The following is a 13,990-nucleotide window of genomic DNA, read 5'->3' as shown; positions in this document are numbered from 1 at the left end:
TCACGCCAATGACGTTCCCATGCGGTCGGCGCGCTGCCACGGCGCCACAGCCCCGGCACCAGGCAGCGCGCGACCGCTCTTTCGTCTCCCAGACGCTTCGCCCACGCGCGTAGTTTGCCATACGAATGATCCGCTTTGGTGTCGTGAGCGCGCATAACATCATCGATGCAGCACCCACGCACCGTTGCGCTACGCGGCTCACGCAAACTACGGCTGTCATCCAACCTTCAAGGCAATCGGTCAAAACTAAAGCCTCCTCCTGTATTCGACGGAGCGTCAGAATGACCGATTTTGCACTCAATTCATCAGTGGGCGGCGAAAGACCGATCCAGCCAGCCTCAAGACCAAATCTCGACAAAGGCTTCAATCCGCTGACGATGATCCTCTTCTTCGGCATCCTCGCGGCGGGATTGCTGTTCGTCGCCTACAGCATCTATTCCGATGTCGATGCCACCGGCACCCGCGTCACCACCTTTTTGCCCTACATCCTCTTGTTCGTTGCGCTCTTGATTGCGCTCGGTTTTGAATTCGTCAACGGCTTTCACGACACCGCCAACGCGGTCGCGACCGTGATCTACACGCATTCGCTGCCCGCCGAAGTCGCGGTGATGTGGTCGGGCTTCTTCAACTTCCTCGGCGTGCTGCTCTCGTCCGGCGCGGTCGCATTCGGCATCATCTCGCTGTTGCCGGTCGAACTGATCCTGCAGGTCGGCTCCAGCGCGGGCTTCGCCATGGTGTTCGCGCTGTTGATCGCCGCGATCCTGTGGAATCTCGGCACCTGGTATTTCGGCCTGCCGGCCTCGTCCTCGCATACGCTGATCGGCTCGATCATCGGCGTCGGCATCGCCAATGCGCTGATGCGCGGCCGCGACGGCACCTCTGGCGTCGACTGGAGCAAGGCCACCGAGATCGGCTATGCTCTCTTGCTGTCGCCGCTGGTCGGCTTCGTCTGCGCCGCGGTGCTGTTGCTCGTGCTCAAGATGATCGTGCGCAACCCCGCGCTCTATGCCGCACCCGAAGGCAACAGGGCGCCGCCGCTCTGGATCCGCGGCCTCCTGATCCTGACCTGCACCGGCGTCAGCTTCGCGCATGGCTCCAATGACGGTCAGAAGGGCATGGGCCTGATCATGCTGATCCTGATCGGCACCGTGCCGACCGCCTATGCGCTGAACCGCGCGCTGCCGGAATCCATGGTCGTCCAGTTCCAGAAGAACTCGGAAGCCGCCTCCAAGGTGATCGCGGCGAAGGGCGCCGGCCACAGCATCATCGGCGACCCCCGTCCGGCGGTGACGCAGTACATCTCGCTGCATCACCTCAACGAGGGCACCTTCCCCTCGCTCGCCGTGCTGGTGAAGGATGTCAGCGACCAGGTGATGAAGTACGGCTCGCTGAACAAGGTGCCTGCCGAAGCCGTCGGCAACACCCGCAATGACATGTACCTTATTTCGGAAGCGATCCGCTTCCTGATGAAGGACAAGGAGAGCGACCTCAGCAAGGAAGAGATCGCGACGCTGAACGCCTACAAGGCCTCGCTCGACAGCGCCACCAAGTTCATCCCGACCTGGGTGAAGATCGCGGTCGCGATCGCGCTTGGCCTCGGCACCATGATCGGCTGGAAGCGGATCGTGATCACGGTCGGCGAGAAGATCGGCAAAAGTCACCTGACCTACGCGCAGGGCGCCTCCGCGGAGCTTGTTGCCGCAGCCACCATCGGCGCCGCCGATACTTTCGGCCTGCCGGTCTCCACCACGCATGTACTGTCGTCGGGCGTCGCCGGCACCATGGCCGCCAATGGCTCGGGCCTGCAGATGGCCACCATCCGCAACCTGCTGATGGCCTGGGTGCTGACGCTGCCGGCCGCGATCATGCTGTCGGCTTCGCTTTACGTGCTGTTCGCGAATGTGTTCTGAGCAGCCAACCTGCCACAACAAAGGCCCGCGCGATGCGCGGGCCTTTTCCTTTGCTCACCTTTATTCGCGCCGTGTCACGCCGCCAACGTGTTCTCCACCAGCTTGATCCAGTAGGAGGTGCCGTAGACGATCGCCTCGTCATTGAAATTGTAGGCGGGGTGATGCAGGCCGGCGCTGTCGCCATTGCCGCAGAAGATGAAGGCGCCGGGGCGCGCTTCCAGCATATAGGCGAAATCCTCCGCGCCCATCATCGGCGGCATCTCGTGGACGTTGTTCTCGCCGGCGATTTCCTTGGCGACCTCGATCGCGAACTCGGTTTGCGAGCGGTGGTTGACGGTGACGGGATAGCCGCGTTCGTAGGTGAGGTCGATCTTGGCGCCGGTCATCTGCGCGACGCCGGCGACCACTTCATGCACGCGCTTCTCGACCAGCGCCCGCACCTCCGACGTCAGCGTGCGCACCGTGCCGTGCAGCTCGGCGGTGTGCGGGATCACGTTGCGCGCGTTGCCGGCGTGGAATTCGCAGATCGAGATGACGGCCGAATCCAAGGGATCGACAGTGCGCGAGACGATCGACTGCAGCGCCGTGATCAATTGCGAGCCGACCAGCACGCTGTCGATGCATTTGTGCGGCCGCGCGGCGTGGCCGCCGAGGCCTTCGATCCTGATGTCGATCGCGTCCGTTGCCGCCATGATCGGGCCGGTCCGGATAGCGAACGATCCGACCGGGATCCCGGGGCCGTTGTGCATGCCATAGACTTGCTCGATCCCGAACCGCTCCATCAGCCCGTCCTTGATCATCGCGGCAGCCCCGGCGCCGCCCTCCTCCGCCGGCTGGAAGATCACGACCGCGTCCCCGGCGAAATTGCGGGTCTCGGCGAGGTAGCGGGCGGCACCTAAGAGCATCGCGGTGTGCCCATCATGGCCGCAGGCGTGCATCTTGCCCTGCGTCTTCGAGGCATATGGCAGATTGGTCTCTTCCTCGATCGGCAGCGCATCCATGTCGGCGCGCAGCCCGATCACCCTGATGTCGCCGTTGCCGGCGGGTTTCTTGCCCTTGATGACGCCGACCACGCCGGTGCGGCCGAGCCCGGTCGCGACCTCGTCGCAGCCGAATTCGCGCAGGCGCTCGGCCACAAATGCTGCAGTGCAGTGGGTATCGTACATTAGCTCGGGACGTTCATGGATATCCCGCCGCCAGGCCTGGATGGCGGGCTGCAGATCGGCGACGCGGTTGACGATGGGCATGGCACTTCTCAGATCTGTGATTCAAACGTCTGTGATCTCTCTACCATGCAAGCTGCGGTCCACCCAACAGGCGCGCGTGGCTGCCCATGCCCAACCGTCATGGCTGGACTTGTCCCGGCCGCCCGCCTCTGACTATTAGGACAGCAGAAAAATGCTTGGATGCCTGGAACATTTTCGGGCAACGCGGCCAGCGGACGGGTGGAAAGCAAGAGAATGCCTGGAAAGCTCGAGGGTGATTTCGACTATATCGTCGTGGGCGCCGGCACGGCCGGCTGCATCATGGCAAACCGGCTCTCGGCCGATCCCACAAAGCGCGTGCTGGTGCTGGAAGCCGGCGGCGACGACAACTGGATCTGGTTTCACATCCCGGTCGGCTATCTCTTCGCGATCGGAAATCCTCGCTCTGACTGGATGTTCAAGACCGAGGCGGAGCCCGGCCTCAACGGGCGTGCGCTCGCCTATCCCCGCGGCAAGGTGATCGGCGGCTGCTCGGCGATCAATGCCATGATCTCGATGCGAGGACAGGCCACCGATTATGATCACTGGCGCCAGCTCGGCCTCGCCGGCTGGGGTTATGACGACGTGCGGCCGGTGTTCCATCGGCTTGAGGATCATTTCCTCGGGCCGAGCGAGGACCATGGCACCGGCGGCGGCTGGCGCATCGAGGCGCCGCGGCTGTCCTGGAAAGTCCTGGATGCGGTCGGCGATGCCGCGGAAGAAATGGGCGTCAAGCGCATTCCCGATTTCAACACCGGCGACAATGAGGGCGTAAGCTATTTCCACGTCAACCAGAAGCGCGGCCGCCGCTGGTCTTCCGCGCGCGGTTTCCTGAAGCCCGCATTGCACCGGCCGAACCTGCGGCTCGAAAAGAACGTGCTGGTCGATCGCCTGATCGTCGAACAGGGCCGCGCCGTCGGCGTGCGCTTCATCCGCGGCAATGAGACCATTGAGGCCCGCACCAAGGGAGAAGTGATCCTCACCGCCGGCGCGATCGGATCGGTGCAGGTGTTGCAGCGCTCCGGCATCGGGCCCGCTGACTGGCTCGCCTCTCTCGGCATCGATGTCGTGCTCGACAAGCAGGGTGTCGGGCGCAACCTGCAGGACCATCTGCAGCAGCGCGCGATCTACAAGGTCACTGGCGTGCGCACGCTGAACGAGACCTATTACTCGCTGTTCCGACGCGGCCTGATGGGCCTCGACTATGCGCTGCGCCGCCGCGGGCCGCTGACCATGGCGCCGTCGCAGCTCGGCATCTTCACCCGTTCCGATGCCACCCGCGAGCGCGCCAACATCCAGTTCCACGTGCAGCCGCTGTCGCTCGACAAGTTCGGCGATCCCCTGCACCGCTTCCCCGCCATCACCGTCAGCGCCTGCAATCTGCAGCCGACCTCGCGCGGCACCGTCCGCATCCGCTCTGCCCAACCGGACGAGAAGCCGTCGATCGCGCCGAATTATCTGTCGACCGATGAGGACCGCCAGGTCGCCGCCGACGCGATCCGCACCACCCGGCGCCTGATGAAGCAGAAGGCGCTCGCGCAGTACCGACCGGAGGAATTCTTGCCCGGTCCTTCCGTGGGTGACGACGACGCATCGCTGGCAAAGGCCGCCGGCGATATCGGCACCACGATCTTCCACCCCGTCGGCACCGCGAAGATGGGCACAGCCAACGACCCGATGGCCGTGGTCGACGAACGCCTGCGCTTCCACGGCATTGCGGGCCTGCGTGTCGTCGACGCTTCCGTGATGCCAACGATCACCTCAGGCAACACCAACACGCCGACTGCGATGATCGCCGAGAAAGGCGCGACGATGATTTTAGAGGATGGGCGGTAACCCATCTTGTTCTGTGCGCCGAATTCAACATTCAGACCGCATCTTCCAAGCAACAGTCTTTGGCAGCAGCCATTGACCAAATCCTATAGGTATATTACTATAAGCAAGTGAATGATCCATTGCGCGCGATCAAGCCCGCCGTTTTTGTGGGCTCCAGCCAGAAGGACTTGCGGGCCTTTCCTGCGGCTGTCCGAAGCGAAATCGGTCAATCGCTTTTCGAAGCGCAACTGGGCGAGCATCCAGGCAACGCCAAGCCCTTGAAGGGCCTAGGCGGCGTGCTGGAGATTCGAGGCAATTTTGACGGCGACACTTACCGGGCCGTCTACACAATCCGGCTCGAAGGCGTCCTTTACGTCCTGCATGCGTTCCAAAAGAAATCCACAAGCGGGATCGCCACCCTGCAACGACACATGGATCTGATCCGGCAACGCCTGCGCGACGCCGAGGCCATCCACAAAGCGACCAAGGGAGACCAGCGATGAGCGCGAAGAAAAAAGTGCCCGCCCATACCAAAGGCTCCGGCAATATTTTCGCTGATCTCGGCCTGCCCAACGCCGAGGAGCATCAGCTGAAGGCCGCGCTGGTCGTTCAGCTCAAGCGGCTGATGGCCGAACGGAAGTTGACTCAAACCGAGGCGGCCAGACTGGTCGAAATGAAACAACCCGACCTGTCAAAACTCCTGCGAGGTCACCTCAGGCTTGCGTCCGTAGAGAAACTGATGCGGATGCTCACTGCGTTCGACCAAGACGTGGAAATCAGATTGAAGCCGCATCGTAAGCGTGGCGAGGGAGGCCGGATTACGCTTATTCCTGCGGCGTAGAGCAATCCGTCGTCATTCGGACTAATACCGCCATGCCGAGGCGCTGCGGCAATCCTCGAATAGAGACTGCATGGACTGAATCGAGCGAAGCGCAATCCGGGAACCGACAAGGCGTGTCGTGGATTCGCTTCGCCTCGTTCGGGCTACGATCTCACCCCTCACGAAATCGTCATCGCCTCACGCCAACAGATCGCCGCCGCCGGGAATAAGCACTCCCCTCGCCCGATCACGTCTCCGCAGGCCCAACCACGGGCGCATGGAGAACTGCGATGAGCGGGTTCGATCACGACCACAGGGATGAAGAGCGCGGCGTGAGCCGCCGCAAAGTGCTGGAGTGCATGACCTGGGCGGGCACAGGTGTGCTCTGGACGGTGGCGGGTGGCGTGCCGCGCTCGCTCGGCATCGTCGACTCGGCGCAAGCGGCCGAGCCCTCTAGCATGACCTTCCTGCAAATCAGCGACAGCCATATCGGCTTCGACAAGGCGGCCAATCCAAATGCGCTTGGCACGCTGGAAGAAGCCATCGGCAAGATCAACGCCATGCCCGCAAAGCCCTCCTTCATGATCCACACCGGCGACATCACGCACCTGTCGAAAGCTGCCGAGTTCGACAATGCCGAGCGCATCATCTCGCAAGCCAAGCTCGACATACACTACGTGCCGGGCGAGCACGATCTGATCGACGAGGACGTCAAGCTCTACAGGGAGCGCTACGGCCGCGGCACCCGAGGCGCCGGCTGGTATTCGTTCGACGCCGGCGGCGTACACTTCATCGGCCTCGTCAATGTCGTCGACCTCAAGGCCGGAGGCCTGGGCAATCTCGGGGCCGAGCAGCTCGCATGGCTCGAGAACGACTTGAAGGGCCGCTCGACATCGACCCCGATCGTGCTGTTCGCCCACATCCCGCTCTGGACGGTCTATCCGACCTGGGGCTGGGGCACCGAGGATGGCGGCCGCGCGCTGGAATACGTGAAGGGCTTTGGCTCGGTGACCGTGCTGAACGGACACATCCACCAGGTGATGCAGAAGGTCGAAGGCAACGTCACCTTCCACGCTGCGCGCTCGACCGCCTTCCCGCAGCCGGCGCCGGGCACTGCGCCCTCGCCCGGCCCGATGAAGGTCGAGGATACCAGGCTCCGCAGCCTGCTCGGCATCGCCAGCATCAATTTCAAGCGGGGCCAGGAGCGCCTCGCCATCATCGACACGCCGCTGCAGGGCTGAAGAGGAACAGGTTCATGAGCGCGATCAATCGCCGCGACTTCGGCATCGCCGTTGCCGCGGCCATGCTGCTGCCCGCCACCGCGGCCCGCGCCGGGGACACGGCAGTGCATATCGACAATTTCGTCTTCCAGCCCGCGCAGCTCGACGTGAAGGTCGGCACGACCGTGACCTGGACCAATCGTGACGACATTCCGCACACGGTGGTGTGCGCCGGAAAATTCAGGTCGAAAACCATGGACACCGACGACAGCTTTTCATTCACCTTCACGGCGGCCGGCGAGTACAAATATTTTTGTTCGCTGCACCCGCACATGACAGGCATGATCAGGGTCGAGTAAGTTGCCGATCTCAGCCAGCGCAACCATGCCCGGCCGGCGGATCGAGACCGGACGGGCCAAAATATTCGCCGCACAAACCGGGCATGAGGCGATGAAAGCGTCGGAGGAAGATCCCGAGAAGGCGCGGCGCTTTCGCGAGGCCGCACTGCCTTATCTCGACGATGCCTATACACTGGCACGCTATCTCCTGCGAGATGCCAATGATGCCGAGGATGCGGTGCAGGAATGTTTCCTGCGCGCCTACAAGCATTTCGACAGCTATCGCGGGCCGGCGATGAAACCATGGCTGTTCACGATCCTGCGCAATGTCTGCCGTGCCGAATATGCGCGGCGCGCAGACATTAAGACCGGCGCAATCGAAGATGTCGCTGACAGCGCGGAGGCAACCCCGCTCTGGCATGAAGCGCAGGAGACGCCGGAAGCGCAGATGCTGCGCGAGAAGGATTCCGCTGCAATTCGCCGGCTGATCGCATCGCTCGCCGAACCGTTTCGCGAGACCTTCGTGCTCCGGGAGATCCAGAATCTTTCATACCGCGAGATCGCCGATGTTGCGGCCGTGCCCGTGGGCACCGTGATGTCGCGCCTTGCGCGCGCCCGCGCGATGCTGCGCTCGGCGTGGCTTGCGGAACAGGAGCAAGCAAAATGACCTGCGAGGAAGCCGAGGTGCTGCTTCAGGCGCTGATCGACGGCGAGCTCGACGCGGGACACGCGCGCGAGGTCGAGAACCACATCGCAGGCTGCCCGCGCTGCGCGGCGCTGGCGAAAGACTATCGCGCGATGAGCCGCGTGATCGCGGACAAGGGTGCAAGCTACACCGCGCCGCCGGAGCTACGCCGGCGCATCGAGGCCGCGCTGCCGCAGCCGAGGGCGGCACCCAACCGCCGCGCGGTGCTACGCGGCTTCGCGCTGGGATCGGCGGTCTCCGCGATGGCGGCGACCGGCCTCGTCGCCATCATCCTGCGCAACGACGACAAGACGCGCATCCAGTCGGAACTGGTCTCGGCGCATCTGCGCTCGCTGCAGGCGGGCCATCTCACCGACGTGCTCTCCACCGACCAGCACACGGTCAAGCCATGGTTCAACGGCAAGCTCGATGTCGCCCCGCCCGTGATCGACCTGACCGCGAAAGGCTTTACCCTGATCGGTGGCCGGCTCGACTATGTCGACGCCCGCGCGATCGGCGCCGTCGTCTATCGAAGGCGCCAGCACGTCATCAACCTGTTCGTTGCGCAGACATCAGATATCGAGCGACACGCCGCCCGGACGAGCGCGCGGCAGGGCTTCAACATCCGCCACTGGAGCAATCACGGCCTGAACTTCTGGGCCGTCAGCGACCTCGGCGCCGACGAGCTCGCCGAGTTCGGCGACAAGTTCGAGGCAGCCATGAAGAGTGCAGCTTCGTAGCCCGGATGAAGCGAAGCGTAATCCGGGAACAGCGTCGCAAGTGGCGGCAAACCCAGGATTGCGCTTCGCTTCATCCGGGCTACGGAGGCCGCAGAATTCCGATCAGGCGGACTTGCGCACCGCGTTGTCGACCAGCGTCTTGCCGAGCGACCAGATCGCGCCGGGGACCTTGTGGCTGCCGGCGATCACGGTGTCGAAGGCCTTTTCGATCCAGGTGCAGTCGTCCTCGGTGAGTGTGAGCGGCGGCAACAGCTTGATGGTGTGGCTGCCGTGGCCGGCGACCTGGGTCAGGATCTTGTGATCCTTGAACAGCGGCACGGTGATGAGCTGGCAGAACAGGCCCTTGTTGGCGGTCTCCAGCACGTTCCAGGATGCGCGCAGTCGCAGCGATTTCGGCGGGCCGAACTCGATGCCGATCATCAATCCCTTGCCGCGCACTTCCTTCATCAATTCGTAGCCAGGGACCATGCGCGTCAGCGCAAGGCGAAGTTCGGCGCCGCGCTTGGCGGCCTGCTCGACCAGCTTCTCGGCCTTGATGACTTCGAGCGTCGCGATGCCGGCGGCCATCGCGAGATCGTTCTTCGAAAATGTCGAGCCGTGCACGACGGCGCGATCCATCTGATTGAAGATCTTGTCGAAGATGCTCTTGCGCGTCAGCAGCGCGCCGACCGGGACATGGCCGCCGGACAGCGCTTTCGCGAGCAGCACCATGTCGGGCTCGACGTTCCAGTGCTCGATCGCCAGGAATTTGCCGGTACGGCCGATGCCGGTCTGGATCTCGTCGGCGATGAACAGCGTGCCGTATTTCCGGCACAGCGCCGCAGCACCGGGCAGGAATTCGTCCGAGGGCATGTTGACGCCCTTGCCCTGGATCGGCTCGACGATGAAGGCCGCGACCTGGCGCGACGACAGCGCTTGCTCGAGCGCGGCAAGGTCGTTGAACGGAATCTGGGTGCAGCCCGGCAACAGCGGCTCGAAGCCGGAGCGGAAATTCGCATCGTCCATCAGCGACAGCGCACCATAGGACAATCCGTGGAATGAATGCGAGCAGGAGACGATGCCGGGGCGTCCAGTCGCGCCCCGCGCGAACTTGATCGCGGCCTCTACTGTCTCGGCGCCCGAATTGGAGAAAAATATCTTGTCCAGATATGGTACGTACTCGAGCAGCCGCTCGGCCAGGATGCCCGCGAGCGTAGACACATCGAGCTGCACCAGGTTGGGCAGGTCGGCATCCAAGACGCTCTTCAAGGCCTGACGCAGCGCCGGGTGGTTGCGGCCGATCGCAAAAACGCCAAATCCGCTCAGTAGATCGAGATAACGTGCCCCCTCGCGATCGAAGAGATACTGGCCTTGCCCTTTTTGAAAGCCGACGTCATAGCCGATGGTCTTGAGCACGCGCACGAGCTGCTCATTCAAATAGCGCGCGTGCAGGGAACTGCGTTGCGCCTGGCGCTCCACAAACATCTCGGAAACGTCTAGATTTGAGCTTAGCATCGGCTACATACGTCGGTTGATGGTCATTTCGTCAACTCAAAACGCTGATTGTGGCGTTTTGCCCCCAAGCTTTGACTCTTCTACTTAAGCACAGGTAAGACAATGTTGCACTGCCCACCCAAGCTCGCGCGCACCATAGCATATTCGGGATTCGTTTTGGCGAGCGCATTGGTCCCTGCTTTGGCTGCGGACCCGACCGGCGACTGGCGGGTGGCTGACGGTGTCGCCCATGTCAGGATCGCACAATGCAACGGCAACATGTGGGGCGCAGTTGCCTGGGAGAAGACGCCCGGCGGCAAGGACAAGCATAATCCGGACCCCGCAAAGCAAAGCCGGCCCACGCTCGGCATGCCGATCCTGATCGACATGAAGAAGAAGGCGGGCACGGATGCGTGGGAGGGCCAAGTCTATAATGCCAAGGACGGTCAGCTCTACAGCTCTACGATCAAGCCAATTGGCTCTGACAAGCTCGAGATTCAAGGCTGCGTGCTGGGCTTTCTCTGCGACGGCGAGACCTGGACCCGCGTTGGGCCTCCGATTCCCGCCAGCGCCACCAACAGCATGGCCAAGGGCACAGCGCCCAAAGGTGCACCGCCGTCCACGTCGCAGGCGGCCCCTCAAACCCCCAAGACCACGGGCTCGGCGAGCCCTGCTCCTGCCGCACCAGCCCCATCATCCAAACAACAGAGCGGCCAGAAGCAGGCAGCTACCAGCCAATCAGGTGACGTCGTCGGCGATATCTGTCTCCTTCCGGACGTCGCGCGGTTTACCCATTAGCGCCGGCTGAAAGAGCAGCACCGCGGCGAGAGTGGTGATCAGCGACAGCGCGAGCAGTTTGCCCATGCTCGCGGTCCCCGGATGACTTGAGAGCCACAGGCTGCCGAATGCGGTCCCCGTGGTCAACGCGCTGAAAAAGATCGCCCGCGTCAGGCTTGACTGCAGCAGATTCGTTCTGCCCTGGCGCCAGGCAACGACATAGTAGATCTTGAAAGCGACGCCGACGCCGAGCAGCAGCGGGAATGCGACGATATTGGCGAAGTTGAGCGGCAGCCCGATCAGGACGCAAATCTCCAGCGTCACGGCGCCGGCGACCAAGAGCGGCACGATCGTGAGCAACACGTCGGTAACGCGTCGCAAGGTCAGCCAGAGCAAGAAGCTGATCACAATCAGCGCCCAGATGCCGGCATGGATGAAGGCCTTCACCACCGTGTCGCCGGACTTCAGGATCGACACCGGGCCGCCGATCGCGGTCGGCTCGGCCGCCAGCACGGCGGCCGCGAACTTGCGCAGCGTGTCGTTGTCGTTCGGATCGCCCTTCGGCAGGACTTCGACCCGCATCAGCCCGTCCTTCGCCTTCCATTGACGTACCAGCTCCTCCGGCAGCGACTGCAGCGTGACGGTCTGGGCCTGCAGCATGTTCCTGAGCTGCTCGAACACCACCTTCAGCGGTGAAACGAACACGTCCTGCGCCTTGTCGCGCGTCGCCTGATTCGAATCGGCAAGCTTGGTCAGCGCATCGGCGAGCCGGCGTGCGGCCACCGCGCCGGCATTCTTGGCGTCGCCCGCCGTCTTGCGGAGATTGTCGGCTGAGCTCTTCAGGGATTCGACATTCTCCTGGTCGCTCGGCGGCGCATCGATCGAATCAGGATTGAGCGCCGGATTGAGCATCTTTGCCGCCTGCGCGATTAGCTTCAGCTTGGCCGGCTGATCGGCCGGCACGAAGCTGTCGAGCGCGCGGACGCTCAACACTTCCGGCAGCTTTTCCAGCCTCTCCTCGATCTTCCTGGCGTCGGCTTCCGAACGCGTCATCACGTTGATGGCGTTGGCGCCGGTGTTCGGGTCGCGCCTCAGATCGAGGAACGTCGCGATCGATTCGACCTTCGAGTTGCGCAGATTGATCGGGTTGAAGTCGAACTTCATGTAGTAAAGCAGCGGCAGGCCGGCGATCACGAGCGCGAGCGTGCCGACGATGATGACGACGCGATGCTTCTCCAGGAAGTGATCGACGGGCGCGAGGAACGCGTAGCCGACCGGCTCCCTCTCGCCGGGCGGATTGAGCAGGTCGAGGAGCGCCGGCAGCGTGGTGATGCTGCTGAGGAACGCGATGAGCATGCCGGCGCCGGCGATCTTGCCGAGCTCGGAAATGCCCTTGTAGTCGGTCGGCAGGAAGCACAGGAAGCCCGCCGCGGTCGCCATCGCCGCAAGCGAGAGCGGCACCGCCGAGCGCCGCGCCGCGTTCTCCAGCGCCAGCATCAGGTTGTCGTTCTTGAAGCGCTCGGAACGGTAGCGGACGCTGAACTGGATGCCGAAATCGACCCCCAGGCCGACGAACAGCACCGCGAAGGCGATCGACAACAGGTTGAGCGAGCCGACCATCATCAGGCCGACGGCGGTGGTGATCGAAAGCCCGATGAACAGGTTCACGAACACGGCGAAGATGATCTTGGCCGAATGCAGCGCAAGCCACAGGATCACCAGCACGATCAGCACGGTGCCGATGCCGTTGACGACGGCGCCGTCCTGGACGGTGGAATATTCCTCGTTGGCGATCGGCACCGGTCCGGTAAGGCGGACGCGGGCACCATATTCGCTGTCGAATTTCAGGTCGGCGGCCGCCTGCCTAATCGCATCGGTGGCGGCCTTGCCGGGCTCCAGCGCCTGATAGTCGAGCACCGGCTTGAACTCGATGAAGGCGCGCTTGTCCGAATCGATCAGCGGCTTGTCGCTGGTGAGCTCGCGCCAGGAGAAGGTCGGACTGGCCTTGTTGTTGAGGACATCCTCCACCGTCTGCGAGATCAGGTTGAAGGGACGCGCGGCGTTTTCGATCTTGGCCTGCCCCCGCTTGATGCCGGCAAGACCGGTCTCCAGCGCGCCGGTGAGGCCGCGGATCGAGGGGTCGCCCGCCATGATCTCGACCAGGGGCGCGGCGGATTCGAGCTCCCCGGTGACCTGGGCGACCTCCTCGGTCGGCAGGAACAGAAGCCCGTTCTTCTCGAAAAATTCGCCGGAGCCGAGCGGAGTGACCGATTCGAAATGCTTGGTGTCACCGGTGAGCTTGTCGGCCAGCGCCCTGGTGGCAAGGCCCGTGAGTTCCGGCGTCGGCGCCTCCACCACGGCAAGAATCAGGCGCTCGCGGTCGAAGGCTTCCTCGAACTGGATGTCGCGCTGGCGCCAGTCGAGGTTGGGCGAGATCAGGGTGTTGATGTCGGTATTGATGGCGAAGTTGCCGGCCGCGTAATAGCCCGCCGCCACCGCGAGAATCAGCGAGAGGACGACAACAGGGATGGCAAACCGCGTGCACGACTTAACAATCGAGACAACAATACGTGTCAGCACTTCATTTCTTTCTGATCTTCCAGGAAGCACGCCGGAAACGCCCGCTATCTAGCGGAGTTCCCGGGGCCGATCTAATGTTGTTTTGACCGCCCGGCCGCTGGTTCACGAGGAAGCGTCGAAACTGGCCAGAACGGCGTTGGGCGCGGTATATCCCGCCCCGCCGGGCAATAAAGTGACGAACAAGTGAGATGGGGTGGGCATTAATGCCGCAGTTTTAGGTATTTTATTACCTCGTGATAGGTAATCATTCCGTAATCCGGCTTTTCTAGACGCTCATTTTTTGACACAAAGCGCTCTTCTTCCGTGCGCTTGGGGGCGACTTAAGTGCAGGAACTGGCGGTGTGGATATTGCAGCAGGCCGGACGTGCCGGCTGCAGGACGTCCGACC

Annotated in this window: 12 protein-coding genes; 9 read left to right on the top strand and 3 right to left on the bottom strand. The window is 63.0% G+C overall.

The window, feature by feature from the left end; genetic code table 11:
* The first annotated feature begins 281 nt into the window (after positions 1-281).
* Positions 282-1,910: an inorganic phosphate transporter gene (locus tag J6497_RS23660; protein WP_225706687.1), complete on the top strand. Its 1,629-nt coding sequence runs from the start codon at positions 282-284 to the stop codon at positions 1,908-1,910.
* 74 nt (positions 1,911-1,984) lie between these two features.
* On the opposite strand, the gene J6497_RS23655 is transcribed toward J6497_RS23660, so the two are convergent.
* Entirely contained in the window at positions 1,985-3,157 is a 1,173-nt protein-coding gene (locus J6497_RS23655) for a M20 aminoacylase family protein (protein ID WP_225706686.1), read from the bottom strand.
* A 213-nt stretch (positions 3,158-3,370) separates the two neighbouring features.
* Here J6497_RS23655 and J6497_RS23650 point away from each other — a divergent pair, with 213 nt between their 5' ends.
* The 7 genes from J6497_RS23650 (at position 3,371) to J6497_RS23620 (ending at position 8,772) form a co-directional block, all read left to right on the top strand.
* Positions 3,371-4,990 (top strand): GMC family oxidoreductase, encoded by a 1,620-nt coding sequence (locus J6497_RS23650; RefSeq protein ID WP_225706685.1) that lies wholly within the window; start codon positions 3,371-3,373, stop codon positions 4,988-4,990.
* Positions 4,991-5,097: 107 nt separating this feature from the next.
* On the top strand, positions 5,098-5,472 hold the full coding sequence (locus tag J6497_RS23645; protein ID WP_225706684.1) for a type II toxin-antitoxin system RelE/ParE family toxin: 375 nt from the start codon (positions 5,098-5,100) through the stop codon (positions 5,470-5,472).
* Positions 5,469-5,810 carry a helix-turn-helix domain-containing protein gene (locus J6497_RS23640; protein WP_225706683.1) on the top strand — a complete coding sequence of 114 codons (342 nt, stop codon included), beginning with the start codon at positions 5,469-5,471 and terminating at the stop codon, positions 5,808-5,810. Before J6497_RS23645 ends, J6497_RS23640 begins: the two co-directional genes overlap by 4 nt.
* Before the next feature lie 269 nt (positions 5,811-6,079).
* A complete protein-coding gene (locus J6497_RS23635) occupies positions 6,080-7,030 on the top strand; it encodes a metallophosphoesterase family protein (protein ID WP_225706682.1) in 951 nt (316 codons plus the stop codon).
* Between the two features lie 14 nt (positions 7,031-7,044).
* Positions 7,045-7,368, top strand: a complete 324-nt coding sequence (locus tag J6497_RS23630; RefSeq protein WP_225706681.1) for a cupredoxin domain-containing protein — start codon at positions 7,045-7,047, stop codon at positions 7,366-7,368.
* A gap of 91 nt (positions 7,369-7,459) precedes the next feature.
* Entirely contained in the window at positions 7,460-8,014 is a 555-nt protein-coding gene (locus J6497_RS23625) for a sigma-70 family RNA polymerase sigma factor (protein WP_225706793.1), read from the top strand.
* Positions 8,011-8,772 (top strand): anti-sigma factor family protein, encoded by a 762-nt coding sequence (locus tag J6497_RS23620; RefSeq protein WP_225706680.1) that lies wholly within the window; start codon positions 8,011-8,013, stop codon positions 8,770-8,772. The genes J6497_RS23625 and J6497_RS23620 overlap by 4 nt, the downstream gene beginning before the upstream one ends.
* A gap of 102 nt (positions 8,773-8,874) precedes the next feature.
* On the opposite strand, the gene hpnO is transcribed toward J6497_RS23620, so the two are convergent.
* Entirely contained in the window at positions 8,875-10,266 is a 1,392-nt protein-coding gene (hpnO, locus tag J6497_RS23615) for an aminobacteriohopanetriol synthase HpnO (protein WP_225706679.1), read from the bottom strand.
* 102 nt (positions 10,267-10,368) lie between these two features.
* On the opposite strand from hpnO, the gene J6497_RS23610 reads away from it, so the two are divergent.
* A complete protein-coding gene (locus tag J6497_RS23610) occupies positions 10,369-11,043 on the top strand; it encodes a DUF2147 domain-containing protein (RefSeq protein ID WP_225706678.1) in 675 nt (224 codons plus the stop codon).
* On the opposite strand, the gene hpnN is transcribed toward J6497_RS23610, so the two are convergent.
* Positions 10,984-13,602 (bottom strand): hopanoid transporter HpnN, encoded by a 2,619-nt coding sequence (gene hpnN / locus J6497_RS23605; protein ID WP_225706677.1) that lies wholly within the window; start codon positions 13,600-13,602, stop codon positions 10,984-10,986. The genes J6497_RS23610 and hpnN overlap by 60 nt on opposite strands.
* Positions 13,603-13,990: the final 388 nt, after the last annotated feature.

The sequence above is a fragment of the Bradyrhizobium cenepequi genome, assembly GCF_020329485.1.
GTDB lineage: Bacteria > Pseudomonadota > Alphaproteobacteria > Rhizobiales > Xanthobacteraceae > Bradyrhizobium > Bradyrhizobium cenepequi.
This window is presented reverse-complemented; position numbering and strand designations above follow the sequence as displayed.

Bases quoted from the DNA above. Each gene is read 5' to 3' on its own strand.
- J6497_RS23660 (WP_225706687.1), top strand. From the start codon at position 282: ATGACCGATTTTGCACTCAATTCATCAGTGGGCGGCGAAAGACCGATC.
- J6497_RS23655 (WP_225706686.1), bottom strand. From the start codon at position 3,157: ATGCCCATCGTCAACCGCGTCGCCGATCTGCAGCCCGCCATCCAGGCC.
- J6497_RS23650 (WP_225706685.1), top strand. From the start codon at position 3,371: ATGCCTGGAAAGCTCGAGGGTGATTTCGACTATATCGTCGTGGGCGCC.
- J6497_RS23640 (WP_225706683.1), top strand. From the start codon at position 5,469: ATGAGCGCGAAGAAAAAAGTGCCCGCCCATACCAAAGGCTCCGGCAAT.
- J6497_RS23635 (WP_225706682.1), top strand. From the start codon at position 6,080: ATGAGCGGGTTCGATCACGACCACAGGGATGAAGAGCGCGGCGTGAGC.
- J6497_RS23630 (WP_225706681.1), top strand. From the start codon at position 7,045: ATGAGCGCGATCAATCGCCGCGACTTCGGCATCGCCGTTGCCGCGGCC.
- J6497_RS23625 (WP_225706793.1), top strand. From the start codon at position 7,460: ATGAAAGCGTCGGAGGAAGATCCCGAGAAGGCGCGGCGCTTTCGCGAG.
- J6497_RS23620 (WP_225706680.1), top strand. From the start codon at position 8,011: ATGACCTGCGAGGAAGCCGAGGTGCTGCTTCAGGCGCTGATCGACGGC.
- hpnO (WP_225706679.1), bottom strand. From the start codon at position 10,266: ATGCTAAGCTCAAATCTAGACGTTTCCGAGATGTTTGTGGAGCGCCAG.
- J6497_RS23610 (WP_225706678.1), top strand. From the start codon at position 10,369: ATGTTGCACTGCCCACCCAAGCTCGCGCGCACCATAGCATATTCGGGA.